A 26,176-nucleotide genomic window follows, 5' to 3' on the forward strand; every position below is an offset into this window, starting at 1 on the left:
TGTGGAGTGAGATTGCCATGCTGGTCGCAGAAAGATATGAGATGATTGTGCAGCTCGTTAATGAAAAAGGAAGCATACGGGTGTCCGAATTGAGTGAGTTGTGCAAAGTAACGGAGGAAACGATCCGCCGTGATCTGGACCGCCTGGAGCAGGCGGGACGACTGCGCCGTTCGCATGGGGGAGCGGTCAGTGTCAAAAACGAGCAGCCTGAAACGCCCTATGCGGTACGGGAAATTATGAACGCAGAGGAAAAGCGTAGGATTGCCGAGGAAGCGGTCAAGCAGATTCAGCCGAATGATCGTATTTTGCTGGATGCCAGCACAACCGCCTGGTATATGGCGTCAAGTTTACCGGATATTCCTTTGACAATATTAACAAATTCAATTCGGGTAGCTACAGAGCTGGCGGGTAAGGAAAAAATCGAGGTTATTTCGACAGGGGGGCAGTTGCTTCAACGCTCGCTGTCATTTGTAGGCCCGCTCGCAGAGCGTTCACTAGAAACCTATTATGTGGATAAATTGTTTTTCTCCAGCCAGGGGGTTCATCTGGATCGCGGTATTAGTGAATCGAATGAACTGCAAGCACGTTTGAAGCAGAAAATGGTCAGCATTGCAGACCGTGTGATTTTACTGGCGGATGCGAGCAAATTTGGGCAACAGGCGTTTACGCACGTCGTGAACCTGTCGCAGGTATCCGAGATTATTACGGATTCGCGGTTGTCGGACCCGATTCGCAGTCAACTTGCGGAGCTGGCTATTCCAGTTACGGTTGTGTGAAGCGGGGAGTTTCCAAGGTGAAGGCTGCTTTGCGTTTCATTTGGTCTTACGATCGCTATTGCAGTGGGATTCTTTGATGATGTAAAAAAGTTATAAGTGAGAATCCCACTGCAAGCTTCTAAAGTATCACTTCCCCCGGATTTTTAGCATTGAGTAAAGAATCTGGGGGCAACAGCGATGGGAAGCACCATCTGACTGCGCAGCGGCACTATAGGTAACCTTTCAGTTATAAAGTAATAGCTATTCCATGGACGGAAGGGTGTTCCGTATGAAGGTATCTTTATTTATTACCTGCCTGAGTGATGCGATTTATCCCAAGGTAGGGGAAGCGATGGCACGCTTGCTTGTCAGATATGGTGTTCAGCTGGATTTTCCAAAGGTACAGACATGCTGCGGACAGCCATCCTATAATAGCGGCTATTGGGATGAAACGAGGGTTGCGGCTAAAACGATTTTGAAAGCGTTTAACGACAGCGATTTTGTCGTATCTCCTTCCGGCTCGTGCACATATATGATTCATCATTACCCGGAGTTGTTTAAGGATGAACCCGAATGGCTCGATTCGGCACGGAGGCTGGAGCAAAAGACGTATGAGTTTACGCAATTTATGGTGCAGGTGCTTGGCGTGACCGATGTGGGCGCGTCTTTTCCGCATACGGTAACCTACCATCCGTCTTGCCATGGCACACGTTTGCTCGGCGTGAAGGAGGAACCGATGAAGCTGCTTGGCAGTGTAAAGGGGCTGCAATTAGTACCACTTCCCTTTGCTGAGGACTGCTGTGGCTTTGGCGGGACTTTCGCGGTGAAAATGCCGGATATTTCGGGAGCGATGGTGACTGAAAAAGTGGACCACATCAGGGAGACCGAAGCCGAGGTACTGGTCGGACTAGATATGGCCTGCTTGATGAACATTGCTGGAAATCTTCGGTATCGGGAGGAGCCAGTTCGGGTGATGCATCTGGCTGAGCTGCTGTACGAAGGGGTGAAGCACGCATGACCGCCGTACACTCACATTCCATGAACCAAAAGGTCAAAAAACGCGCAGAGCTGGCCCTAAATGATGATTTTCTGCGGAATGCAGTTCGTTTCACTACGGAGCGGCTGCGCAACGGCAAGCGGGTGGCTTCAGAGCAGCACGGAAATTGGGAGGAATGGCGTGAACGGGGCCGTCAAATTCGTCTGCATACCATTGCCCATCTGGACTATTATTTAAATCTATTTGTAGAAAATGCCCGTGCCAACGGGGTGCATATTCATTTTGCCGATACAGCAGCCGATGCCGTACGTATTACACTGGATATTGCTGCGCATAGCCAAGCCCGCTCCGTCGTCAAATCCAAGTCGATGGTGTCGGAGGAGCTGCATTTGAATCAGGCGCTGGAGGGTGCGGGTATCGAGACGATTGAAAGTGACCTCGGTGAATATATTATTCAACTGGCAGGAGAGCCCCCGTCTCATATCGTCATTCCGGCGATTCACAAAAACCGTTATCAGATTGCCGAGCTGTTATCCAAAGAAGCAGGGGAGAAATTGTCCGCGGATACGACGATTTTGGCGGGCTTTGTCCGCAAAAAGCTGCGTGAGAAGTTTCTAGAAGCGGATATTGGCATGACCGGGTGTAATTTTGCCATCGCCGAGACAGGCTCCATGGTCCTGTTTGAAAATGAAGGCAACGCACGAATGGTATCCACTTTGCCCAAAACGCAAATTACGCTGATGGGCATGGAACGGATTATTCCATCCTGGACGGATTTGGAGGTGATGGCTACATTACTGCCACGATCCGCTACTGGACAGAAGCTGACCATGTACATGTCTGGTATTTCAGGCCCTCGGCGCAGCCAAGATGCCGATGGGCCTGACGAAATGCACATCATCATCGTAGATAACGGACGTTCACTACAGCTAGGCAATCCCGAGTTTCAAGAGTTGCTGAATTGCATTCGCTGTGGGGCTTGCCTGAATGCCTGTCCAGTGTACCGACACATTGGCGGGCATGCGTATGGCGGGACATATAGTGGCCCTATCGGTGCAGTGCTTACGCCTGCCCTTCATGGCAACATCGAAGAGTGGAACGATATTGCGAGTGCATCCAGTCTGTGTGGTGCGTGTTATGAAGCCTGTCCGGTCAAAATACCGCTGCATGATATGCTGGTATATTTGCGTAGACGTAAGGTAGAGGCGGGACAAGGAGATAAGCTGGAAACAGTAGGAATGAAAGGTTTTGCGACCGTGGTTTCCAGCTCGAAGCGATTCGCAGCGGCGATTCGGCTAGGGCAGATTGCTCAGAAAGCGGTCGTTCGTAAGGGCGAAATTACCCTAAAGCTGGGCCCCCTAAAGGGATGGAATACGTACCGTGTGGCTCCCTCTTTGGCGAAAAAATCCTTCCGTCAGCAATGGAACACGCTGGAGCATAAGCTGGAGCAGGAACGCAATGTGATGCAGCCGGATGTTCTCAGTCGAATGGAGAAGATTTTGGCAGATAGAAGTAAAGGAGGGACGCAGCATGAGTGAACAGAGTAATCCTTCTGCGCAAGCAAAAGCGGCCCATGAAACGTGGCTTCATCAAATGGAAGCAGAATCCCGTGCCAAGCAGGTACGCTTTATGGACGACATCGCGACGCGGCTCAAGCGTCCACGACAAACGGAACCGCCAGTTCAGCCGTTTCGCGGGGCACCTGCATTTTGGCACGAATTCGAATGGAGCGCGGAGCAGCGCATCGAAGAGTTCACCGCCAACTTTACAAGTGTTGGCGGGCATGTCGTGCGTCTGTCGGATTTGGAGCAGACCGCAGACTGGATCGCGCACAAAGCGCGAGAGCTGGGAGCGGCCTATATCGTCCGGCAGAATGAGCCGGACCTGGATGCGCTCCAGCTGGAATTGGCGCTGCCGGAAGTCCGTTTATCGGTGTGGAACACCGATCCAGTCGAGGATTGGAAGGCCCGCGCCGCCGAGGCGGATATCGGCATCGTCATCGCCGACGAAGCGGCTGCTTACACCGGTTCGGTAGCGGTGCTATCCTCGCCGGAGAAAGGCCGTGCGGTCAGCCTTTTGCCAACTGTACTGATCATTCTTCTGCCAGTAGAGCGCTTGCGAACACGGCTGGGCGAAATTCTAAGCCATTTTGACGAAGCCGGGCGTGAGCAACTGCCCGCAGGCATTCATTTTATTACTGGACCGAGCCGCTCGTCGGATATTGAAAATGATCTGACGATCGGTGTACACGGGCCGGGTATCGTCTATACACTGTTGATTGGTTAGTTTGTAGATGGATTAGCAGGTAGACTGGCGGACCTTCAATTCAAAAGCAAGGGAGGCTGGCTCCAAAGGCTGCCCGTTCAATTGCTGATATAATGTACGGAACATTTCCTGTCCGATTCCCTGCAACGGGTTCGTAATATTGGTCAGTCCCATGGCGTCGGCTACCTGACTTTCGTCAGCTTCAAAGCCGACCACTGCCAAATCTCCTGGAACCTTCCACCCTTTACTACGAGCAGCTGAGATAATACCGCATGCCACCAAATCATTGGTTGTCATGATGGCATGGGGACGTTCCTTTAAAGACTCCAGCTTGGCGAACGCTCGCATTCCGTCCTGCACCGTATGGATACCACTGAGCAACCATTCCTCATTCACTGGCAGCTTCCTTGCCGCGAGCAGGTCATAATAGGCCTGGAGTCTTCTTTGGCTGTTTACGCTGTTTTTTCTGCCTACGGTGCAGGCGATTTTTTCAAATCCCAGCTCGGCCAAATGCTCTAATCCAATCCGAAATCCTTCATAATGGTCGAGATAAATGGATGAAATCTCTTTATTTTTTAATGGCTCGCAGGTCACAATCGGCCCATACTTGGTGTAATGCCTCACAGCAGACCAATCCAGCATACGCCGTAAAATGACGATCCCGTCCACTTTTTTCTGCCTCAAAAGCTCTAACGCCGCGCTTTCCAAATCCTGATTTTCCTCCGTCTGGTAGATCAAAACCTGATAATCTTGCTCTTTACCCGCATTGGATACTCCCTTGATGATTTGCATGTAATAATTATTAATCGTTGGGGTCATGATCCCAATAACCTTGGTACGGCCTACTTTCAACTGCACCGCATTAATATTCGGAATATAATCCAGTTCCCGAATGACTTCCATCACCCTGGTCCGCGTTGCTTCACTGACATATGGATGATGATTAAGCACACGAGACACGGTACTTGTCGATACCCCCGCAATTTCAGCAATTCTTTTTATATTATGCATGACATTCAACTCCAAAAATTTAGTTCTTGACCTGGAATGCATCCCAGATTGTAGCATGAAAGCATAAAGCGTATGCAGCAATCCGGGATGCATTTGAAGGACATGGGTTCCGCATACTTCTTCACAAATTATAACCTACTTGGAGGAATGCAACATGGAACAGGCAAAAGGTTTTCCCAAGAACTTTCTATGGGGCGGGGCAGCCGCTGCCATGCAGATTGAAGGGGCTTACAACGTAGATGGAAGAGGGCTCTCGATTTCTGATGTATTTACCTTTGATCCAGCACTCGACAAAAAGCATTGGCTGGATCAGTGGCATATGATGACCCATGCGCAGGTCAAGGAAGCTTTGGACCCAAACAGCACCAAAAATTATCCAAAACGTCGGGGAAATGATTTCTATCACCGTTATGAAGAAGATATTAATCTGCTGGCCGAGATGGGTTTTAGATGCTTTCGCACTTCCATTTCCTGGACACGTATTTTCCCGAATGGCGACGAGACAGAACCCAATGAGAAAGGGCTGCAATTCTATGACAAGGTTTTTGATGCCCTGCTGGCCAAAGGAATTGAACCTGTCATCTCGCTGACCCATTACGATATGCCTTTGTATCTTGTCACCGAATATGGTGGCTGGAAAAACCGGAAACTGATTGAATTTTTCGTCCGTTTTGCCGAGACTGTATTTACCCGTTACAAGGATAAAGTAAAGTACTGGATTACGTTTAACGAAATGAACTGTGTCAAACATCATCCGTTTGTCAGCGCGGGGATCATTGAAGAGAATCACCCGAATCTGGAGCAGGACAAGTATCAATCTGCCCATCATCAGTTTATAGCCAGCGCGCTGGCAGTCAAAGCCTGTCATGAGATTATACCGAACTCCCAGATTGGGTGTATGATCAGCTATCTGTTGCTTTATCCGAATACCTGCAATCCGGATGATGTGCTTGAATGCCAAAAGGAAGAACGAGTGTCCTTCTTTTTCAGTGATGTACAAGCTAGAGGATATTATCCGTCCTATACCGCACGTATGTTCAAAGAAAAGGGTGTTGTTCTGCATAAAGAACCTGGCGACGATGAAATCTTGCGAGATAACCTCGTGGACTTCGTGTCCCTGAGCTACTATATGTCCAACAATGCCAGTGCCACTGCCGATCAGCATGCCAAAGCAAGCGGAAATCTGATTGGTGGCGTGAAGAATCCTTACCTGGAGCAGTCCGAGTGGGGATGGCAGATTGATCCTAAAGGATTACGTTATGCGCTCAATAACCTGTATGACCGCTATCAAAAGCCACTGTTCATTTCAGAAAACGGCGTGGGTGCGACAGATCAAATGAATCCTGACGGGACCATTAACGATGATTACCGTATCGACTATCTGAAAAAACATATCGAGCAAATGAGGGAAGCCATTGAGGATGGAGTGGACCTGTTCGGCTACACCGCCTGGGGTCCCATCGACATGATCAGTGCTTCGACCTCACAGGCATCCAAGAGATACGGCTTCGTCTACGTCGACCAGGATGATCTGGGCAACGGAACACTGAACCGCTACAAGAAAAAAAGCTTTGACTGGTATAAAAAAGTGATTGAATCGGGCGGAGAAGTGCTCTAAACGGAGGCGTATGATGCATGAAAGGCTTGAGCCTGCTCTTATGCCTGATCTGGGGCTTTAATTTTGTCATCATGAAATTGGGCAATGGAGCCTTTGAACCTGTTCAATTTGCGGCTCTTCGGTTTCTCACAGGGACGCTGCTTCTGTTCGGAATTCTGATGTGGAAACGGGTTCCGAACCCTGACAGGCACACGATAAAATGGTATATACTCTGCGGGATTCTCCAGACTACCTATTTTAATATTGCGATTCAGATATCCCTGAACTACATTAATGCGGGCTTAACCTCCGTGCTTACGTACAGCATGCCGCTGTTTTTATCCATTATGGCCCATTTTATGATTTCAGGTGAGCGGCTGAATACACGCAAAACGATTGGAATTGCTACAGGGGTCTTGGGGCTATTATTTGCTATGGACATTCATTTGGGCGGCAATTTGTGGGCCATGCTGCTTGGGGTGAGTTCAGCGATTGCTTGGGCACTTTCGAACCTGATTATCAAGCTCAAGCTCCAGCATTGCGATAAAACCCAGTTCACGACCTGGCAGATGGCGTTCGGTGCGCTCGGATTGTTATTGTACTCCCTGTTGTTTGAGCGATGGGAGCCGAACTTTAGCGCTGCGTCGATCTTTTATATCTTATATTCCGGCATTGTGGCGTCTGCTCTTGCATTCCTGCTGTGGACTCATATTCTCACTAGAATGGAAGCTAGTAAAGCTTCTGTTACGCTGTTGCTGGTTCCTATCATCGGTGTTGTGTCCGGCTGGATCTTTCTTCACGAGGCGCTCAAAGCGGCTACCTTGCTTGGCATTTTCTTAGTACTGGCGGGCATCTGGATTGTGAATCGTTCAGGGACTCCGAAGCCGCAGTAAGCGGATGGAAGGCTTTTTTTAATAAAGGGTTGACAGAAAAAAAGAAACTCTATTATAATGAAGCCAAGAAAACGATTACAAAAATGAATCTCATAATTTTCAGGGTGTTACTATTTTAGGCATAACCTGAATGGAGTTCCGGTAAATGGGCGATAACGTCTATGAAGCGGTATTCTGTTCAGGTTTTTTAGTGTATGCACATTTTTTAACAGAGTCTTTTAAAAAATGGCCTTCCAGTAAATAAAAGCAGGTGGTCGCATGATTTTGAAGAAAGCGCTTAACAACAATGTCGTTTTAGCAGAGGAAGAGGACGCCCAAGAGGTCATTGCGACAGGAAATGGAATCGCATTCAACCTGAAACCGGGGGATACCATCGATGAGCGAAAAATCACGAAGCTGTTTGTAGTCAAAACTCAGGATTTATCCGCGAAGCTGGCGGATTTGCTGAAAGATGTGAAGATGGAATGTATTGAAATCGCGGATGAAATCGTGGAGTATGCCAGACCGAGATTGGCTGGAGACATTAGTGACTATATTTACCTAGCCCTGATCGACCACATTTCATTCGCCATCCAACGGCATGAACGGGGAACACCGATTGAAAACCGGTTTCTATGGGAGATCAAGCGGTTTTATCGCGAAGAATTCGCGATCGGTAAACATGCGCTGGAGATGATTCGTAACAGGATCAACATCACGTTCGATGAGAATGAAGCCGGGTTTATTGCCCTGCATTTCGTCAACGCCCGCCTGGATAACCAGAAGCTTGATCTGACGCTAAAAACGTCAAAAGTCATCAAGGATATTATGGATATTGTAAAATACCACTTCAATGTCGAGATTGATGAAGATTCATGGAATTACAACCGTTTTGTAACCCATCTTAAATTTTTTGCCCAGCGGCTTTTTGCCCACGAATCGGCAGACCCGCAGTACATGAATTTGTTCGAAGACCTGAAAATCAAATTTCCAGAAGAGCACAGATGTGTACAAAAAATAGGGGTGTATGTGAATAAGCAGTTTGAGCAGAAATTAACCAATGATGAAATGATGTATCTTATGATTCACATTTCCAGATTGGTCAACAGAACTGAAAACTAACAGGGTGTTACCATTCGTGGGCATTACCTGAGTGATTTCGATACTAAATTGCATTTTGGTATCGGGGATTACTCAGGTTTTTTTTATATCAACCAGAGAGCATTGGAGGCAGGCATTATGAGCAAACATGATGAATTAGCGAAATTCATTGTAACTAATGTAGGCGGAGAAGAAAATATACGTGATCTGTACCATTGTATGACCCGTCTGAGATTTACACTTAAGGATAAGCAAAAAGCCAATAAACAGGATTTGGAAAATTCCGACAGTGTCATTTCCGTGATAGAAAGCGGAGGGCAGTACCAGGTGGTGATCGGCAATCATGTTAACGAGGTTTATGATACGATTGCGAAGAACTATAACCTTCAGGTAAAAAGCGGCAACGAAAAGAAAGAGGATAATGCAAAGGAAGGTAATTTCATCAGTCGTGCTTTTACCGTCATGAGCTCTATCTTCCAGCCGATTGTACCTGCTTTGGCTGGTGCAGGGATGCTGAAAGCTATCCTGGTTATTCTTACACAGTTAGAGTGGTTGGACAGTGCCTCCAGTACCTATGCTATCCTTGCTGCCGCAGGCAACGGCGTATTTTTCTTCCTGCCACTGATGTTGGCGTTTTCAGCTTCGAGAACATTCAAGACCCAGCCTATCGTATCTGCTGCCATTATGGCCGCTCTGCTGGAGCCTAACTTCACCAAGCTGATGGAAAACACGGGGGATATTGCTTCCTTTATCCACATTCCCGTTGTCCTGATGAGTTATACGACATCCATTATTCCAGCAATTTTAGCCATTTGGCTGTATTCATATCTGGAACGGTTTCTGAAGCGGGTGGTTCCGAAAAGCATTGAATTGTTTATGGTCCCGCTTGTTTCCTTATTAATTATGGTTCCGCTTACCGCCATTGTGATCGGTCCACTGGGAGTGTACACCGGTAAAGGTATTGCGGATGGTATTGAATTTTTGAGTACGCAAAGCGGTCTCTTGACTGGAGCCATTCTGGGAGGCGGCTGGACCTTCCTGGTGATGTTTGGTTTACACTGGGGGATTGCACCTGCGATGATCAACAATCTTTCCCTCAAAGGGTTTGATACGATTCGACCTATGATGGCTTCTGCGACCTTCGCCCAATCCGGTGTCGCTCTTGGGGTCTTTCTGAAAGCCAAAGACAAAAAGCTGAAAGCTTACGCACTGTCATCTATTTTCCCTTCACTGTTCGCTGGTATTACAGAACCTATCGTTTACGGATTGTCCGTGAAGCTGAAAAGACCAATGATTGCCGCCGTCATCGGGGGAATGATCGGAGGGGCCATTGCCGGACATTTCCAAACGACCGTGCTTGCTTATGTGTTCCCGGCAATAACAACTATTCCGGCATTCTTTACGAATACAATTGCTTTTTATTTGATTAGTATCATCATTTCATTTGTGGTTACTACCGTATTGACTTATATTCTGGGCTTTAATGAAGGAAACGGGGCAACGGATGCGGAGACAGGAAAGACGGAAGCAGAAAAATCTGAGCCTGCCTTACAAACTGAACCTGGACATACCGAAGTCACCGAGAATGTCTATGCGCCTATCCATGGCCAAATTGTTCCGCTTCATGAGGTTCCTGATCCTGCGTTCTCTACAGAAGCAATGGGTCAAGGAATAGCCATTCTACCGAGTGAAGGAAAGGTATATTCACCGGTTTCCGGGGTTGTCTCGCTCGTATTTCGAACCGGCCATGCGATAGCCATCACCTCAGATAACCATCTGGATCTGTTAATTCATGTGGGACTAGATACGGTTAAGCTGAAAGGCAACTATTTCACGAAGCATGTAGAACAAGGGCAACGGATTGAACGAGGCGATTTGCTGCTTGAATTTGATATTCCGAAAATCCAGGCAGCCGGTTATGACCTGACCACTCCGATTATTGTTACCAACAGCACTGCTTACCAAAAGGTTACCCAGACACAGCAAAAATCCGTTGATTTGCAAAGTGTTTTGCTCACCGTACATTAAATAAAGGAGGAAATGAATTATGACAGCACAAATAGCCAAAAGTTTTCCTGAGAATTTTCTATGGGGTGGTGCTATAGCAGCGAATCAGGCTGAAGGGGCATGGAACGAGGACGGTAAAGGGCCAGCAATCAGCGATGCATTTCGGGGAGGAATAGTAGGCGGGACGTTTGATGATACGATTGATGAAAACAAGTACTACGCCAGCCATGAAGCGATTGATTTTTACCATCGTTATAAAGAAGATATCGCCCTATTCGCCGAAATGGGCATGAAATGTTTTCGGACTTCCATTGCATGGTCCCGAATCTTTCCGAATGGGGATGATGCCGAGCCAAATGAAAAAGGGCTGCAATTTTACGATGATCTGTTTGATGAGCTACTGAAGTATGGAATTGAGCCGGTCATCACCATTTCTCACTTTGAGCTGCCTCTGAATCTGATTCGCAAATACGAAGGCTGGAAAAGCCGCGAGCTGATTGGATTCTATGTAAAGTATGCGGAAGTTGTCTTCAAACGTTATAAAAACAAAGTGAAATATTGGATGAACTTCAACGAAATCAACCATTTCCATACCATTCCTTTGGCGGCAGGAGGCATTGTTGTTCAAGACGATGAGCACAAACTGCCGACTATTTATCAGGCTAGTCACCATGTTTTCGTTGCCAGTGCCCTGGCTACTAAACTGTGTCATGAAATTATCCCAGGAGCGATGATGGGCGCTATGTTATCCCTGAGTCCGATCTATCCGAATACCTGTAATCCGGACGATGTGTTTGAAGCCTATGAGCTGAGAAGAAGATCCTTATTTTATTCCGATGTGATCCTTAGAGGCTATTATCCAAGCTATGCCAAACGGATCTGGAAAGAGCATAACATCATGGTCCAAATGGAGCCCGGAGATGAACAATTACTGCGGGAGCATACAGCGGATTATTTAGGATTTAGCTATTATCGAAGTACGACACATAAAGCAGGTATGCCCATCTTGGGCAACACAGGGGGAATTATGGGACTCGACAATCCCTATTTGGAAAAAACGCCGTGGGGATGGCCAATTGACCCGAAGGGCTTCCGCTATGTGTGTAATGAGATGTACGACCGATATCAGAAACCTCTGTTTGTTGTAGAGAACGGCTACGGCAGTCATGATGAAATTTTGGAAGACGGTTCAATTCATGATCCCGAGCGGGTAGACTATCTGAACAAGCATCTGATCCAGCTGCATGAAGCTATTGAGGATGGCTGCGAAGTGCTCGGCTATACCTGGTGGGGTCCAATCGACATTGTCAGTGCGGGAACGGGAGAAATGAAAAAAAGGTACGGCTTTATCTATGTAGACAAAAACAACGATGGTACGGGTACGCTGGAAAGAAGAAAAAAGAACAGCTTCTACTGGTACCAAAAGATTATTGAATCCAATGGGGAAGTATTATTTGAACAAAATAAAGGAAAATAGTCCTGTATTAAATAAAAGTCAGAAATGAACCGGCCAGAGATACGATCTTTGGCTGGTTCGTTTGTTTATGTGTAGGAGTAGAGGGGAAAACGGGTTTCAAAATCTGTTTGTCTGCGATTGCTCCTAACCGAAATGCGGCCATCATGCAGCTCGGTAATACTTTTGGTAATCGCAAGGCCCAGTCCGGTGCCTCCGGTTTCCTTGGAACGTGATTTGTCCACCCGGTAAAACCGCTCAAACAAGTGCGGGACATCTTCCGCAGGAATTGGGGTGCCGTAGTTAGTGCAGATTACCACCGCCTCGTCGTCTTCGCGTCCTATGGTGATATCGAGGCGTTTGCCGTCTTTTCCGTATCGAATAGCGTTGGAAAACAAATTTTCATACAGGCGTACCAGCTCGTCGGTATCGGCTAGAATCCGAACAGGCTCGACGATTCGGACACGGTAGGACATGTCCGCCTGTTCCAGCGAGGGTACAAATTCCTCAGCAAGCTGGGTAAGCAATTTGCCGAGATCTACAGGCTCCAGCTCCAGTGGCAGACTGCCACCGCTCACACGCGTGTATTCAAACAGCTCATCGATCAGCTTTTTAAGCGTCAATGACTTTTCATAAGCAATGTTCACATAATAGCGCAGCTCAATTTCATCCCGATAGCGGTCGGTTTCAATATATTCCAAAAAACCGATCACGGATGTTAGCGGGGTACGAAGATCATGAGATACGCCGGTGATCAGGTCGTTTTTGGCTTTGGCGGAAGCCCGTTCTTCTTCCAGTGAGAGACGGAGCTTGTCCGCCATGGTGTTCATATTTTTCGCCAAGGTACCCAGCTCGTCCGCTGAAGAAACAGGGATCGTATAGGACAGATCTCCATCAGCAAACTCCTGCATCCCCGTCGTAATTTCGCGAAGATAGCCAATCGTATTTTTGGTAAAAAGGAAAAAGAAATAAATATATAAAGGCAGCCCTCCAATCAGCATGATGAGTGGGGACCCAATATGATTCACGGTCCAGCGAATTAGACGAGTGCCAAAAAATGAACGGGAAGGGTTCAGCCATAGTAGCAAAGATGCTCCATAATAAAACACCATCAAAATCAGTCCGGTTAAAGTGAAGGCGGCAAGGCTAAGGGCTGCCAGCTTCCATCCCAATGTGTCATATCGTTTTGCCTTCAAGACGTGAATCCTCCATTAATCGAATTTTTCCATTTTGTAGCCGATTCCCCACACCGTTTTCAGGTATTTAGGTTTTCTCGGATCAGCCTCAATTTTCTCGCGAATTTTACGCACATGAACCATCAGCGTGTTGTTGGATTCCAGATATTGCTCCTTCCATACTTTTTCATAGATCTGCTCCATGCTCAGCACTTGACCACGATTACGTGCCAACAGCTCGACAATGGCAAATTCACGCGGGGTCAGCTTAATGGATTCTCCGGCGAGAGTGACCTCATGCGTAGCAGAATTAATGGAGAGTTCATCCAGTATCATTTCATGCTCCAATGCAGGGGAGGAGTGGGTATATTTCCGTACTCTGCGCAGCTGGGATTTGATGCGTGCCACCAGCTCCAACGGGCTGAACGGCTTAGTGACATAATCATCGGCTCCAACGCTGAGTCCTGTGATTTTGTCCATATCTTGTCCCTTCGCAGACAACATAATAATCGGAAAATGCTCGGTTTCTCTGATCTTCATGCAAGCTTCAACCCCGTCCATATTGGGCATCATCACATCAAGCACCATCACATCTATCGATTCCCGACTGACTTGCTCCAGCGCTTCCAGTCCGTCTCGTGCCATAAGCAGTCGATATCCTTCATTTTCCAAATAAATTTGCATCAGCTTAATAATTTCAGGTTCATCGTCTACTAATAAAATGGTTCCGTTATGCATGGTTGTGCACCCTTTCTGTTCTTTCCAGCAGTATACAATATGGGCGTATTATATACCTTTTTAAAGATGGAGGCTATGGACACTCATCTCAGTTCGCTTGCTTGGGGTCGTCAGCCTTTGGATAGTGCTGTTTCAGTTGAAGTAATACGGTTTTCTTGCTTGAATTGTCTTTTTTCTATTTCTGGTAGTTGACCGAACAAGATCCAAGCAAATGGCAGGAAACGGGAGATGATCGACACGACGAGCCAAGAGCAAAGAAGTGCAAAGAAAAAACCTCCGGCATACCACACATGAATAAGCTGCGGAGAACCGATATGTGGTGAAAACTGCCGATACAGGAGCAGGAAGAACGGATGAATCAGATACACACCAAAGGACAGTGTGCCCAGACGTTCCAGTTTGCGAGTCACAAAGGAATGTTGTCGTCTAAACATTAAAAAGGAAATCTGTAGTATTACCAGCGTGCTAGACAGGCTGTACATATTATACATAAGTTCAAAAACTAGCGAATTGTACGAGATTCCGTACATTCTATTTTCGTACCACATATAGACATGCATGGTGGCTGAAATCAGCCATAAAGCCCAAATTGCGATCCATGTCAACACTCCGGCAACACTTCGTTCCCCCTTACGCATCAGAAACCACGTTCTCAGCTGTGGGTAGTAGTAACCGAGAGCAGCACCCAGCATGTAGCAGGCTATATAAGACAGTGCCCAACTGCCCTTATTTTGAACCTGAAATAGAAATTTATTTCCAATAACAAATGACCACTGTACCAACAGCCCAAGGACAATAGACCATTGTGGAAGTTGCCGACAACGCTGGAACAGCCACAGTACGAATGGAAATGCAAGATAGAATTGCATCATGATAAAAATATAATATAAATGAGTATACGCTTTGCCTGTGGCCAGCTTCAGAGCAAAGCTTTTCGCAAGTGTGATTATATTCCATGGTTCGGAGCTGCCAGCCATAAGGGACAGGATGAAATAAAATAGAGAGAACATGACGTAAGGTAAGAGGATGTACAGCAACCTCTGCTTATAAAAGCGGCTTAAGAGCTGTCGTCCCATCGGACGATCCTTGTAGTTGTAGAACAGTACCATGCTGCTAAGCGCGATAAATACGGGGGTTCCATACTTCATCAACACATTGATCGCATTGTATACAACATAAAGACTGGAATTTGTAAGCTGAACCGTTGCATAAGAAGTGGCATGTACCATCAAGACGGCTAAAATCGCCATGGCTCTGACCAACTGCAATTCGGGAATTTTTTCTTTGGTCTTAGGCTTCATAAGCTTCATTTCCTTTCAGGAGTGAACTGTATCTTGTTGAACTCTTTCTATTAAAAGATAAAGTTCTTAACAACCCTGAAGGGAAGGGCTTAAGAAACGCTTATGAACTTCTTAACTTTTGTTAAGAATTGAGGATTTTGCAAAAATCCCATAAGCGACTTCCAATGAACAAGATATAGATTGAAATGGTTTAGTCCGTCTATATATGTACTTCGGAGCGACTGGAATCGAATTTTGCAAAATCCTGAATTAAAAAGAACTTCCATAGCCTCAAAATGAGTGGCATGGAAGTTTTTTTTTATACTCATGATCATTCGTTATTTGCAGCGTTTGATAGGTGCGCGTCTAATTTGTCCACGAATGGCACCGTTCGGATGACGGATGGTGTGGACATTGACGTAAGCATTGCCCTCTCTGATTTGGCACACCAAATCATAAATGGTTCTGCCTCTGAGCGGACCGGTAAGATCACATGCACGTAGCACGCCGGTAACGACGCCTCTTCTAACGGTTATCCCAAATTTCGAAGGACCAAACAGTGTAGCAACAACAGGGCCGTTTTCACCTCTTCGTCCCAGATGAATATGCGCTTCGGTTACCCGTGAGATATTGCGCACAGTCAGTTCAAAGCTTAATTGTTGGCTCGTTGGACGGTAACGAAATTCGGCTGTTCCTGTCGCATTTGTTCTGACAGGAGGCACTTCATTAGCCCCCCTTAAGGTGGCTCTAAACTTATTAGACATGACATCCCTCCTTTCCCAGTGTTGGTTTAGTGTATTCACAGGGCCAGAGAAAGGGCTGCACATTAGCCTATTCATCAGAAGTTGTGTGTTTTACAAGTTATTCAGTCCAAGCACAAAACAAACTTTTTCATAGTCTATGAGTATCTGGTAGAGAGAGGAGGGGAAACCATGGGGACATTTATTGATGGAAGAACATCCCAAAATGCTTCGACAGCCAACTCTATTGCCATTCCGATCACGGTTTTGAATACACCTCAATTGTTTGGACAGATCGGATTAAACACACAGGGAGCTACAGGTACGCCACGGGTTCTGCTTAAAGGAACCATATCGCTTCAACTTCCGCTTGCTTTAGTAGGAATTACTATCACTATTGTAAGAGGTACTGTGGTAACTGACCCTGTTGTTTATTCGGCTACATCCACTTTTAGTTTGAGTTTATTAGCTCCACAGGTTATTGCGTTCTCAGCAGATGATTTCAATCCGCCGATTACGCCACAACTGGTGTACACTGCTTTTGTTTCTGCTAACCTGCTGGGTACAATACGTGTAGGTCCAGAGAGCTTTGACGGAATTTTGGTTGCGGATTAATGTAGTGATTTTGATATGAAGAAATATTGCTTCATAAAGCTTCGCAGTTGTAACTGCGAGGCTTTTTTGTGTACAAGTACAAGTTTTAGCTTAACGAATAAACTACTTTTCTTTTGCATAATAATCACATAGGCATAACCCTGCAACAATTGGTAGAATTTTATGTATGCGCTTACAAAAATAAAATATTCTTTGCTTCGTACAATTAAAAATCTGAAGGAGGAATGAAGAATGAAATGGAAAAAAGGATTGACTGGTATGCTTTTAGCAGCTTTTTTATGTGGTGCACCAGGTATGGGCATAGCTACGCCGGCACATGCATCCGCTGGCGAGTACAAGTTTGATTTTGGCGGAGGTACGGTCGAAACGGGTTATACCGGTGTGAGTGCTTCGCTGTCCTATGACTCAGCACGTGGATATGGCTTTCGTACCCCTGAGAATATGCGTAATGTCAGCGCTTCGGGGACTGGAGTGGCAAGTGATGCGGTACGGTTCCTGGCTACAGGTACGAAAAGCGAGAATACTTTTGAGGTTGATCTTCCTCCTGGTTTGTATGAGGTGTCGGTTACTTTAGGAGATACCTCTCGTTCGAGTATTGCGGCTGAAGGGGTGTATCAGGTCATTAATATGACAGGGAATGGGGCCAAGGATCGTTTTCAAATTCCAGTGACAGATGGACAGCTAAATCTGCTGGTTACTGAAGGCAAAGAGGGCGCGGTCTTCACACTCAGTGCATTGGAAATCAGGCAATTATCTAGCAATCCGGTTACGAATCGAACGATTTATATCGGTGGAGATTCTACGGTTTGTAACTATTATCCGCTAGATAGCAGCGTACAGGCGGGATGGGGTCAACTGCTGCCAGAGTTTGTGAACACGAATACTTTTCAAATTCGCAATATGGCGTCAGGAGGCCAAATTGCTAGAGGCTTCCACCAGGACGGTCAGTTGGAGGCCATCGTCCAATATATTAAGCCGGGGGATTATTTTATTCTCCAATTGGGCATCAATGACACCAATCCAAAGCATAACGAAAGCGAAGCCGAGTTTAAGGACTGGATGAAGGATATGATTCGGCAGGTTAAGGCTAAAGGGGCGACGGTAATCCTGTCAACTCCGCAAGGACGAGCGACTGACTTTAATGCTAACAATGTACACAACGCAGAAAATAGATGGTATAGAAGCGCTATTTTGGCACTGGCTCAAGAGGAACAAACGCCTTTAGTCGACCTGAATGTTCTTAGCTCAGCTTATTTCACTTCTATTGGTAAAGACGCTACACTGGCCTTGTATATGAACGGCGATACACTCCATCCAAACTATGAAGGTGCAAGGGAACTGGCCCGATTGGTAGCACAGGATTTAAAAAGGCAGGGTCTGAGCGGATTCTAAATTTAAACGATGGGTTTTCCCCTGCTTCTTACATTCGTAGGAGCAGGGGTTTTTAGCCTCTGTTCAGGGTGCTATAATTATTGAAAAAGCAATAGTAATACGGAGGAATTAGAACATGCAGCCTTTCACTGCCCGTGTGCTTCAAATTATACTGTTGATCCCTGAGGGAAAAGTAATGACTTACGGTCAAATTGCGGCAGAGGCCGGAAGCCCAAGAGGTGCCAGACAGGTGGTGCGAATTTTGCATACATTGAGCCAAAAACACCGACTTCCTTGGCATAGAGTAGTCAACCGTTTGGGGGAGATTGCTTTGCAGGAGGATGAGTCCGCATCCCTGCAGCGTCTGTACTTGGAGGAGGAAGGCATACGTTTTAATGAAAGCGGGCGTATTCCACTCGATCAATATCTCTATGATCCGCAGGCGGAGATGGAAGAATAGGAATGGAACAAGCTATGCGGTTTTATATTAGATTTGATGATCACAAAATCCGGGACAAATCAATTATCGATTTGTCCCGGATTTTTTTCATCTAGCATATGAAGCAGATAACTAGAGGTAATCTGTTATTTATAGCATAAGATTCACTTGTCATTTTATCCGATAAGATGCTGCTGATCCCGTTGGGCAAGGTGAAAAGAAATGCTGTTCATCAGCGGTATATCGTTATTTTTCCGGGCTTCCCGGATCAGTTGTTTCTTTTTTTGTTCTGATTCACGTAAAAAGCGGGTCATCCACAAATCAGACGGTTCGTTAGTGGTTGTCATGCGAGATTCTTTTATCATCTATTAACCCTCCCAGTGAGCGGCTGTAATTCTTTCTCTAGTATATGTTCCAAACCTTAATAGATGCTGTTGGTTTCCTTAAAATTAGCTGAAAATTAGGTAAAGTTCAGGTAAAAATAGGTTGAATCAATATCTCATTGGACGAAAAGTAGTATAAAGCGAGTAATCAGGAAGTAAAGGTTACAAAAATGTATTGTTTTGACACCTTGTACCAACATAAACCTGAAAGTACAATTAGAATGCAAAGAGTTCGTGGAAGTTTATGTCGAAAAAAATGGAAAAGATTCGGGGAATGAACCGAAAGGGGAGAGATTCATCTATGAAGCAAAAAGCGGCTGTCGTGCTGCTTGTATTGTCCTTATCATCAGGATTGGCCTCCACTGTACAGTCTGAGAGTTTATCAGGAAATGTAGCATCAAGTACGTCGGTTAGTCCATCTACTGCGGCTACATCGAAGACATCATCCGTAACGGGTCAGGCTTTACCTACATTAACACTCAATCAGGCTGTGGAATGGGCACAGACGAACAGTTACAATACGCGTACCGCCGAACGGGACGTAGAGCGTCGCAGAATGGAACTGAAAAATGCAGAAAAGGATCTGGGAAATGCATTTGTTGATTTTATAGACGGTGAATATGTTGATGATAATACCTCTTGGAGAAGTTATAACTCTTCGACGCTATCTTATCTAGCCAGCAAAAAGCAGGCGCAGTTCGCCAAAGACCAGATTTATTTTAATGTGATGAAAAGCTATCAAAGTGTGTTCGTGGCAGAGAATCAAGTGAAAAATGATCTAGAAGCGCTTGAAATTGCCCAAGCGGAGGAAAAGATTGCACTTGCCAAATTTGCGCGCGGCAAGCTGTCTGAGTATGCGAAAAACGAGAGTACACAGACCAGAAGCCAGGCTCAGCAAACAGTAGAGCAGGGGAAAATTGCGTTGCAAAAATCTAGGGATGCTCTGAACTTCCTCATGGGACAGCCTAACGGAACAGCCTATGAATTGGTTGATCGGCCCGTGTACAAGGAACCGAAGAAGCTGGATATCGAAATACATATACAACAGCTGACAGACATGAATCCAAATTTATGGAAGCTGGAGGATAGTATCAAAACTTCGGAACTTAATGTGAGATACTTCGATTTTAACAGCGGAGCAGGTGCTTACGATCTAGCTAAAATGGATGTCGATACGGCTAAAGAGGAGCTCGACAAAGGTCAAAAGGATTTTGCCGAATCACTCCGCAATTTGTATGCCACGGTTAAGGAAAACCAAAAAAAATATGTACAACTGGAAGAAAGCTTGCGTACGGCAAAAGAGGCCTTGGAGTTATCACGCAAAAAGTGGGACAGAGGTCTAATTATCGAGATGGAATTGAAAAATAATCAGTTGAAAGTGAACCAGATTGAACGGCAAATGGAAGAGCTGGCGATCGAGTTGGATCAAAATGAGTATACGTTGAACAAGCCATGGAGCACATAGGGAGGAAAAGGCGTTGGCAGAAACGGTTTTAAATGATGCTTTAATCAAGTTACGGAAAAAACGGAGAAAAAAGTGGATATGGACTGCAATTGTTCTACTGGTTGTAGGTGGAGGCGGAACAGCAGTATATCTGAGTCTGCCCAAGGAGCAGGCGGCACCTTTGGTTCAGGATGAGACGCTTAAAGTAGAGCGCGGCGATGTGAGTGAGAAGCTGGACACGTCCGGTACCGTGCAAGCGTCCAAGGAAGTGAAGTTAAACTTCACGAGTGCAGGTGATAACAAGCTGGCAGTGGTAAATGTGAAAGCCGGGGACAAGGTGAAAAAAGGACAGGTGCTGGCTCTTCTGGACAGTTCAGAAATTAAAATGCAAATTCAGACTGCGTCTGATACTTTGGAAATATCCAAATCCAAGCTGGCTGAATTGGAGAAAGGTCCGAAGGCAGAGGATATTGAAATTCAGAAAACAAATGTACTTCGGGCCAAAATGGCTATCGATACAGCGCAAGAATCATTTGAGCTGGAAGAAGCCGAAAGTCAGAAGAAAACTTCCCAAAAGCAGTTGGAACAGGCGCGAAAGGCATATGAAGACCAAAAGTTTTTACATGATGCCGGTGCGGTGTCCAACAGTGAATTGGAGCAGGCAGAGCAAGCACTGGATAAAGCACAGACGGACTATGATGGTCTGGATATACAGTTCCGCAAAATCATGTCGCAAAAACGTCGCACCATTTCAGAAGCTGAAATCGGATATCGTACGGCAATGGCAGAGCTTCGCAAAATTCAGGTTCCGGCTGATGCATCCAATATTCAAGCCTCACGGATAGAGGTTCGAAGACAGGCGACGGAACTGGAGCAGAAGAAAAATGAATTGAACAAGCTTCAGGTCACAGCACCTTGGGACGGGGTAATCTTGAAGGTGAACGGGGATGTAGGGACCAGTCCGACGGCTCCATTCATTGTCATGAATAACTCGGATTCCAACGATCTTAAGGTGGTTGTGAAGGTAAGTCAGACCGACATTGTCAAAGTAAAGAAGGGTCTTTCAGCCGTGTTGACTACCAATGCATATCCGGGTGAATCATTTCCAGGGAAGGTGCAATTCGTCTCACCGGAAGCCTCTACGGATGAAGGGATGACGACGTATCTGATGGAATTGTCTGTTCATGACCCGAAAGGCAAGCTCAAAACGGGCATGATTATGAATGTGGCCGTTATTTTGGGAGTACACAAAAATGTATTGTTCGTACCTGCTACTGCGCTGAGATCGGAAGGGGGACAGGATGGCGTGTATGTTTCGGCTAATAACGCTGCGAATCCAGGGGCGCGCACATTCAAGCCCGTAGAACTCGGATTTTACACGCCAGATCGAGTCGAGCTCAAGTCAGGTGTAAAGGAGGGTGACACGCTTATTGTGCCTGCTCCTGAACCTCCGCCGGACCCTTCTGCTATGGGCGGCATGCAGGGAGGTTTTTAAAAGGGTATGAGATACGTCATTCAGATTGAGGATTTGAAAAAAGTGTATCAGGTCGGAGATCAGGAAATTCATGCCCTGCGTGAGGTACAACTTGATATTGCTGACGGTGATTTTGTCGCGATCATGGGACCGTCTGGATCAGGCAAGTCCACGATGATGAATGTCATCGGCTGTCTGGATTTACCTACATCGGGACAATTTTATTTGGATGGCTATTCGATATTAGATGCCCGCGAGGATGAACTGGCTATTATACGTAATCAGAAAATCGGATTTGTATTTCAAAAATTCCATTTGCTCCCGCGAGCAACGGCTTTGGAGAATGTGGAACTACCTATGATCTATGCGGGTATTCCTGCCAAGGAGCGTCGTTTGCGGGCAATGGAGGCTCTTACTAGCGTAGGTCTAGGCGATCGGATGAACAATAGGCCAAACGAATTGTCAGGCGGTCAGCAGCAGCGGGTGTCTATTGCGCGCGCACTTGTGAACAATCCGGTCATTCTCTTGGCGGATGAACCGACAGGCGCATTGGACTCCAAAACAAGTGTTGAAATAATGGGGATTTTTCAGCGTCTGAATGATCAGGGGAAAACGGTTGTACTGGTTACTCATGATCAGGAGGTTGCGGAATACGCCAAGCGTCTGATTCATTTTCGGGATGGGCGGATTGAAGAGGATCAGCCTGTTGGGAAACGAAGAATGGCGGCAGAGGAAGTGAAGGCATGAAGTTTAAGGAAATTATCCGTGTATCGCTCAACAGTTTGCGAACCAATATGCTGCGATCTTTGCTGACCATGGTGGGCATTATTATCGGAGTGGCCGCTGTGATTATGATTGTAGCCATTGGTAAAGGATCAACGGCTACGATTACATCTCAGATCAACAGTATGGGAAATAATCTGCTGATGATCTATCCTTATGCTCCATATGATGGCTCCAGCTCCATGTCGTTCAGTCAGACGAAAGGAATATCTCTGGAAGATATCGATGCGCTAGAGGAGCAAAAAGCAGTAGCAGAGGTAGCGCCAAGTGCCATGACCAATGCAGATATTACGTGGAGTCGCAATAAGGTCAGCGCGCAAATTGAGGGGACTTCGCTGGCATTCGTTCATGTGAGAAAGCTGTCACTAGCTCAAGGCAGGTCGTTTACCCACTATGAAGTGGATAAACAAATGAATGTGGCCGTGCTTGGGAGTGATGCGGCCCGTAATATTTTTGGTCCGGATGCCTCAAGAGCGGTCGGTGAGACGATCATGATTAAACAGCTTCCTTTTAAGGTGGTTGGTGTGCTGGCAAATTCCAATTCCAATATGAGTAACAGTGGTCAGCAGGTATATGTACCGATTACAACGGGGATGGAACGGCTAGGCAATATGAGTATTCAGCAGGTGAACGCCTCTGCAACAACAGAGGAGAAGATTAATCAGGCAAGTGCTGAAATTCGGCAGGTGCTACGTGCCAGACATGAGCTAAAGCCATCAGAGGGCGATGACTTTCAGATCATGACCCAGACGGAAATCTTAAAAACAGTGTCCGGGGTTGATCGGATTATGAATATGCTGCTGGCCGGTGTAGCTGCAATTGCGCTTGGCGTTGGAGGTGTCGGCATTATGAATATTATGCTGGTGTCCGTCACGGAACGTACGAGGGAGATCGGGATTCGTAAAGCGATTGGTGCGCAACGCAGTGATATTATGCTGCAGTTTGTGGCTGAGGCTGTTTTTCTCAGTCTGATGGGTGGACTGGTTGGCGTAATGGTGGGTCTCGGAGGTGCAAAGCTGCTCGAGAAATTCGTCCAAATGCCGATTGTGTATTCGATAGAGCCCGTGCTTTACTCTTTTCTGTGCTGTATGGGGGTTGGAGTGTTGTTCGGAGTATATCCGGCGCGAAAGGCGTCGAAGCTGCGTCCAATTGATGCTTTAAGATACGAATAAGGGAGCGGGTACTTCGCCTTACTCGAAAGAGCAGGGTGCAAAGTACCCGTTTTTTGTGTTAAATAAGTGTTTTAAATGATAAAAAGACATGAATAACTGCCTTAATTTTATATATGTGATGTTTTATATGCTTTTTAAGGTTGATTTATTGTTATATATGACGTATTATATTCAATATTAGATCGCAAGAAAAAAGGAGGGACGTTCATCATCGACCTTACGGCAAGACAAGTAGAAATTTTAAACATCGTACAAAAGCATGCCCCGATTACCGGGGATCAGATTGCGGAAATGCTTAATCTCAGCAAGGCGACCATTCGGACCGACCTATCCAAATTGGGCATTCTGAATTACATAGATGCAAAGCCCAAGGTCGGATATTTTGTTGGAAAGCGGGGCACGCCGAACCGGGAGGAAAAATTCCGGCTGTTGCAAATGAAGGTCGGCGATCTTCATGGGGTTCCAGTCATCGTACGAGAAACAACCACGATTCAGGAAGCTGTCGTAGCTCTCTTTTTGGAAAATGTGAGCAATTTGATCGTCACTGATGAAGACGGAGATTTGGCAGGGGTAGCTTCCCGCAAGGATTTGCTTAAGGTAACGTTAGGGAATCCCAATGCAGCAACCATTCCTGTCAGCCTTGTGATGACCCGACAGGCGAATGTTGTCACCGTTTCCCCAGAGGATACGGTATTAGAGGCAGCGCGCAAAATTATTGCCCGTCAAATCGACAGCCTGCCTGTTGTCGTCCCTTCCGACTCCGACAAGCCAGGGGAGCACTGGAAAGTTGTGGGACGCATTACAAAAACGAATATTATTAAAATGTTGCTCGATATGGTAGCAGAGGATTAATGGGAGGAATCGAATGGTTCAGGTGAGCAGTCATTTTATAGCGATCTGTTCAGACTCGATTGGCGAGACGGCAGAAGCTGTCGTACAGGCGACCATGCGCCAATTTGAGTTACCGGACACAGAGATCAAAAGATTTATGAACGTGAGGGATGAAGACGAACTGAGCCGGGTGATGGAGGAAGTTGCCGAGCGTAAAGGCTTCGTAGCTTATACGCTGGTACAGCCAGAATTGAGAGAAGCGATGAAAGAGGAGGCTGTCCGGCTGAATGTGCGGGCTGTCGACATTATGGGACCGATGATGCAGGCGTTTGCTGATACGTTCCATAACGATCCCAAAGAGAAGCCTGGTCTGCTGCACCGACTGGACGATAACTATTTTCGTCGTGTAGAGGCCTTGGATTTTGCGGTTCAATATGATGATGGCAAAGATGTGAGCGCCATTCTCAAAGCGGATATTGTATTGCTTGGAGTATCCCGTATTTCCAAAACCCCTTTATCCATGTTTCTCGCGCATAAAGGTTATAAAACGGTCAACATACCGATTGTACCGGAGCTGACACCGCCTGTTCAGTTGAAGGATGTTCAGCGTGGTCGAGTATTCGGATTAACGATCGAGCCAGAGTTACTGTTGAAAATACGCAGTGAGCGACTAAAGGTTATGGGGCTTCCTAATAATGTGCAGTATGCTACAGCGATGAGGGTAGAAGAGGAAATAGGGTATGCGCAGTCTTTGTTTAAAGAGCTGAATTGTCCGGTTATTGATGTTACAGATAAGGCGATTGAAGAGACGGCAGGTTTAATTATCAGAATGTTATAGAGCCTAGTAGTTGCTCATATAACTAAAAATTAAAATCGTAGGATACAGGAGTTTAATAGATAAATAGAAAGATTGCAGCAAAGTTGCCCTAAATAGTTCATTTGCTTAAGGGTAACAATTAATTTTTAGGAGAGGTGGAGGGATAGGTATGGAGAGTCAAATGGCATTGGAATTCGTTCGGGTAACAGAGGCAGCGGCACTGCAATCAGCACAATGGACAGGGCGTGGAGATAAGAATAGCGCAGACGAGGCGGCTACGGTAGCCATCCGCACTCATTTTAATGCGGTATCCATGGACGGCACGGTCGTCATTGGCGAAGGCGAAATGGATGAGGCTCCCATGCTGTATATCGGGGAAAGAGTAGGCAATCGCAGGGGACCGGCTATGGACATCGCTGTCGATCCACTAGAGGGAACCGAAACAGTAGCAAATGGTTTGAATAACGCTCTGTCGGTCATTGCTGCTGCACCTCGTGGTAGTCTACTCCACGCTCCAGATATGTACATGCAAAAAATGGCCGTTGGCCCGGCATTGGCTGGAAAGCTATCACTTGAGGACCCAATTCCAACTACATTGTCAAAAGCTGCACGAGTACTCGGTAAATCCTTGTCTGATCTTACCGTGTCTATTCTTGATCGTACACGGCACGCCGGGATCATCAAGCTTCTGCGGGAAAGCGGCGTTCGAATCAAACTGCTTGGCCATGGGGATGTGATGGGTGCGATTGAAACATGCCTGGATAGCGGTGTAGATTTGCATATCGGTTCTGGTGGCGCTCCTGAGGGTGTATTGGCCGCTGCAGCGCTGAAATGCATGGGCGGAGAAATCCAGGGT

Annotated in this window: 25 protein-coding genes (1 of these 25 running past the window's edge); 19 read left to right on the top strand and 6 right to left on the bottom strand. The window is 46.4% G+C overall.

Translation table 11 applies throughout. From position 1 onward, the window contains the following. Nucleotides 1-17: 17 nt before the first annotated feature. The 4 genes from NSQ58_RS25005 to NSQ58_RS25020 all read left to right on the top strand — a co-directional run bounded on the left by NSQ58_RS25005 (nucleotide 18) and on the right by NSQ58_RS25020 (nucleotide 4,038). On the top strand, nucleotides 18-776 hold the full coding sequence (locus NSQ58_RS25005) for a DeoR/GlpR family DNA-binding transcription regulator (RefSeq protein WP_023988422.1): 759 nt from the start codon (nucleotides 18-20) through the stop codon (nucleotides 774-776). Between the two features lie 268 nt (nucleotides 777-1,044). Then, nucleotides 1,045-1,773 (top strand): (Fe-S)-binding protein, encoded by a 729-nt coding sequence (locus tag NSQ58_RS25010; protein WP_023988423.1) that lies wholly within the window; start codon nucleotides 1,045-1,047, stop codon nucleotides 1,771-1,773. Next, a complete protein-coding gene (locus tag NSQ58_RS25015; protein WP_053325349.1) occupies nucleotides 1,770-3,290 on the top strand; it encodes a LutB/LldF family L-lactate oxidation iron-sulfur protein in 1,521 nt (506 codons plus the stop codon). The genes NSQ58_RS25010 and NSQ58_RS25015 overlap by 4 nt, the downstream gene beginning before the upstream one ends. Next, nucleotides 3,283-4,038, top strand: a complete 756-nt coding sequence (locus NSQ58_RS25020) for a LutC/YkgG family protein (protein ID WP_028542336.1) — start codon at nucleotides 3,283-3,285, stop codon at nucleotides 4,036-4,038. Before NSQ58_RS25015 ends, NSQ58_RS25020 begins: the two co-directional genes overlap by 8 nt. A gap of 12 nt (nucleotides 4,039-4,050) precedes the next feature. On the opposite strand, the gene NSQ58_RS25025 is transcribed toward NSQ58_RS25020, so the two are convergent. Then, nucleotides 4,051-5,028, bottom strand: a complete 978-nt coding sequence (locus NSQ58_RS25025) for a LacI family DNA-binding transcriptional regulator (protein WP_028542335.1) — start codon at nucleotides 5,026-5,028, stop codon at nucleotides 4,051-4,053. Between the two features lie 154 nt (nucleotides 5,029-5,182). Here NSQ58_RS25025 and NSQ58_RS25030 point away from each other — a divergent pair, with 154 nt between their 5' ends. The 5 genes from NSQ58_RS25030 (at nucleotide 5,183) to NSQ58_RS25050 (ending at nucleotide 12,082) form a co-directional block, all read left to right on the top strand. Continuing rightward, nucleotides 5,183-6,646, top strand: a complete 1,464-nt coding sequence (locus NSQ58_RS25030; RefSeq protein ID WP_068940817.1) for a glycoside hydrolase family 1 protein — start codon at nucleotides 5,183-5,185, stop codon at nucleotides 6,644-6,646. A gap of 17 nt (nucleotides 6,647-6,663) precedes the next feature. Continuing rightward, nucleotides 6,664-7,518 (top strand): DMT family transporter, encoded by an 855-nt coding sequence (locus NSQ58_RS25035; RefSeq protein ID WP_341058394.1) that lies wholly within the window; start codon nucleotides 6,664-6,666, stop codon nucleotides 7,516-7,518. 258 nt (nucleotides 7,519-7,776) lie between these two features. After that, nucleotides 7,777-8,619 carry a BglG family transcription antiterminator LicT gene (gene licT, locus NSQ58_RS25040; RefSeq protein WP_023988429.1) on the top strand — a complete coding sequence of 281 codons (843 nt, stop codon included), beginning with the start codon at nucleotides 7,777-7,779 and terminating at the stop codon, nucleotides 8,617-8,619. A gap of 117 nt (nucleotides 8,620-8,736) precedes the next feature. Further along, nucleotides 8,737-10,626 carry a beta-glucoside-specific PTS transporter subunit IIABC gene (locus tag NSQ58_RS25045; protein WP_341058395.1) on the top strand — a complete coding sequence of 630 codons (1,890 nt, stop codon included), beginning with the start codon at nucleotides 8,737-8,739 and terminating at the stop codon, nucleotides 10,624-10,626. A gap of 19 nt (nucleotides 10,627-10,645) precedes the next feature. After that, a complete protein-coding gene (locus NSQ58_RS25050; protein ID WP_034095026.1) occupies nucleotides 10,646-12,082 on the top strand; it encodes a glycoside hydrolase family 1 protein in 1,437 nt (478 codons plus the stop codon). A gap of 65 nt (nucleotides 12,083-12,147) precedes the next feature. Here the strand turns inward: NSQ58_RS25050 and NSQ58_RS25055 are convergent, their stop codons facing one another. The 4 genes from NSQ58_RS25055 to NSQ58_RS25070 form a co-directional block, all read right to left on the bottom strand. Continuing rightward, on the bottom strand, nucleotides 12,148-13,254 hold the full coding sequence (locus NSQ58_RS25055) for a sensor histidine kinase (RefSeq protein ID WP_028542331.1): 1,107 nt from the start codon (nucleotides 13,252-13,254) through the stop codon (nucleotides 12,148-12,150). A 15-nt stretch (nucleotides 13,255-13,269) separates the two neighbouring features. Then, nucleotides 13,270-13,971, bottom strand: a complete 702-nt coding sequence (locus NSQ58_RS25060; protein ID WP_023988433.1) for a response regulator transcription factor — start codon at nucleotides 13,969-13,971, stop codon at nucleotides 13,270-13,272. Between the two features lie 110 nt (nucleotides 13,972-14,081). Then, nucleotides 14,082-15,272, bottom strand: coding sequence for an acyltransferase (locus NSQ58_RS25065; RefSeq protein ID WP_341058396.1), 1,191 nt, complete (start codon nucleotides 15,270-15,272; stop codon nucleotides 14,082-14,084). Nucleotides 15,273-15,589: 317 nt separating this feature from the next. Beyond that, nucleotides 15,590-16,015 (bottom strand): CHRD domain-containing protein, encoded by a 426-nt coding sequence (locus NSQ58_RS25070; RefSeq protein WP_053325353.1) that lies wholly within the window; start codon nucleotides 16,013-16,015, stop codon nucleotides 15,590-15,592. A gap of 168 nt (nucleotides 16,016-16,183) precedes the next feature. On the opposite strand from NSQ58_RS25070, the gene NSQ58_RS25075 reads away from it, so the two are divergent. The 3 genes from NSQ58_RS25075 (at nucleotide 16,184) to NSQ58_RS25085 (ending at nucleotide 18,437) form a co-directional block, all read left to right on the top strand. Further along, a complete protein-coding gene (locus tag NSQ58_RS25075; protein WP_028542329.1) occupies nucleotides 16,184-16,606 on the top strand; it encodes a hypothetical protein in 423 nt (140 codons plus the stop codon). A gap of 231 nt (nucleotides 16,607-16,837) precedes the next feature. Further along, complete coding sequence (locus tag NSQ58_RS25080) at nucleotides 16,838-17,998, top strand: rhamnogalacturonan acetylesterase (protein WP_068939702.1); 1,161 nt, start codon at nucleotides 16,838-16,840, stop codon at nucleotides 17,996-17,998. A gap of 115 nt (nucleotides 17,999-18,113) precedes the next feature. Then, nucleotides 18,114-18,437, top strand: coding sequence for an MGMT family protein (locus NSQ58_RS25085; protein WP_023988438.1), 324 nt, complete (start codon nucleotides 18,114-18,116; stop codon nucleotides 18,435-18,437). A gap of 155 nt (nucleotides 18,438-18,592) precedes the next feature. Here NSQ58_RS25085 and NSQ58_RS25090 read toward each other — a convergent pair whose 3' ends face one another. Then, the gene (locus NSQ58_RS25090; RefSeq protein ID WP_013370989.1) at nucleotides 18,593-18,781 is read right to left on the bottom strand and encodes a hypothetical protein; all 189 of its coding nucleotides are present in this window, start codon (nucleotides 18,779-18,781) and stop codon (nucleotides 18,593-18,595) included. A gap of 319 nt (nucleotides 18,782-19,100) precedes the next feature. Between NSQ58_RS25090 and NSQ58_RS25095 the strand changes: the two genes are divergently transcribed. From NSQ58_RS25095 to glpX, 7 genes are all read left to right on the top strand, one after another. After that, nucleotides 19,101-20,264, top strand: a complete 1,164-nt coding sequence (locus tag NSQ58_RS25095; protein ID WP_341058397.1) for a TolC family protein — start codon at nucleotides 19,101-19,103, stop codon at nucleotides 20,262-20,264. Nucleotides 20,265-20,277: 13 nt separating this feature from the next. Beyond that, nucleotides 20,278-21,738: an efflux RND transporter periplasmic adaptor subunit gene (locus NSQ58_RS25100; RefSeq protein WP_341058399.1), complete on the top strand. Its 1,461-nt coding sequence runs from the start codon at nucleotides 20,278-20,280 to the stop codon at nucleotides 21,736-21,738. Between the two features lie 6 nt (nucleotides 21,739-21,744). Further along, nucleotides 21,745-22,464, top strand: coding sequence for an ABC transporter ATP-binding protein (locus NSQ58_RS25105; protein WP_023988440.1), 720 nt, complete (start codon nucleotides 21,745-21,747; stop codon nucleotides 22,462-22,464). Further along, entirely contained in the window at nucleotides 22,461-23,672 is a 1,212-nt protein-coding gene (locus NSQ58_RS25110) for an ABC transporter permease (RefSeq protein ID WP_023988441.1), read from the top strand. Before NSQ58_RS25105 ends, NSQ58_RS25110 begins: the two co-directional genes overlap by 4 nt. Nucleotides 23,673-23,909: 237 nt before the next feature. Next, nucleotides 23,910-24,524 carry a helix-turn-helix transcriptional regulator gene (locus tag NSQ58_RS25115; RefSeq protein WP_223822107.1) on the top strand — a complete coding sequence of 205 codons (615 nt, stop codon included), beginning with the start codon at nucleotides 23,910-23,912 and terminating at the stop codon, nucleotides 24,522-24,524. Nucleotides 24,525-24,537: 13 nt separating this feature from the next. Continuing rightward, nucleotides 24,538-25,341, top strand: a complete 804-nt coding sequence (locus NSQ58_RS25120) for a pyruvate, water dikinase regulatory protein (RefSeq protein ID WP_023988443.1) — start codon at nucleotides 24,538-24,540, stop codon at nucleotides 25,339-25,341. Nucleotides 25,342-25,489: 148 nt separating this feature from the next. After that, nucleotides 25,490-26,176: the 5' portion of a class II fructose-bisphosphatase gene (gene glpX / locus NSQ58_RS25125; RefSeq protein ID WP_013310165.1), read on the top strand. It continues 291 nt past the right edge of the window; only the first 687 of its 978 coding nucleotides appear in the window; the start codon lies at nucleotides 25,490-25,492; the stop codon falls past the right edge of the window.

Source organism: Paenibacillus sp. FSL M7-0134 (assembly GCF_038007865.1).
GTDB classification, from domain to species: Bacteria; Bacillota; Bacilli; order Paenibacillales; family Paenibacillaceae; genus Paenibacillus; species Paenibacillus polymyxa_B.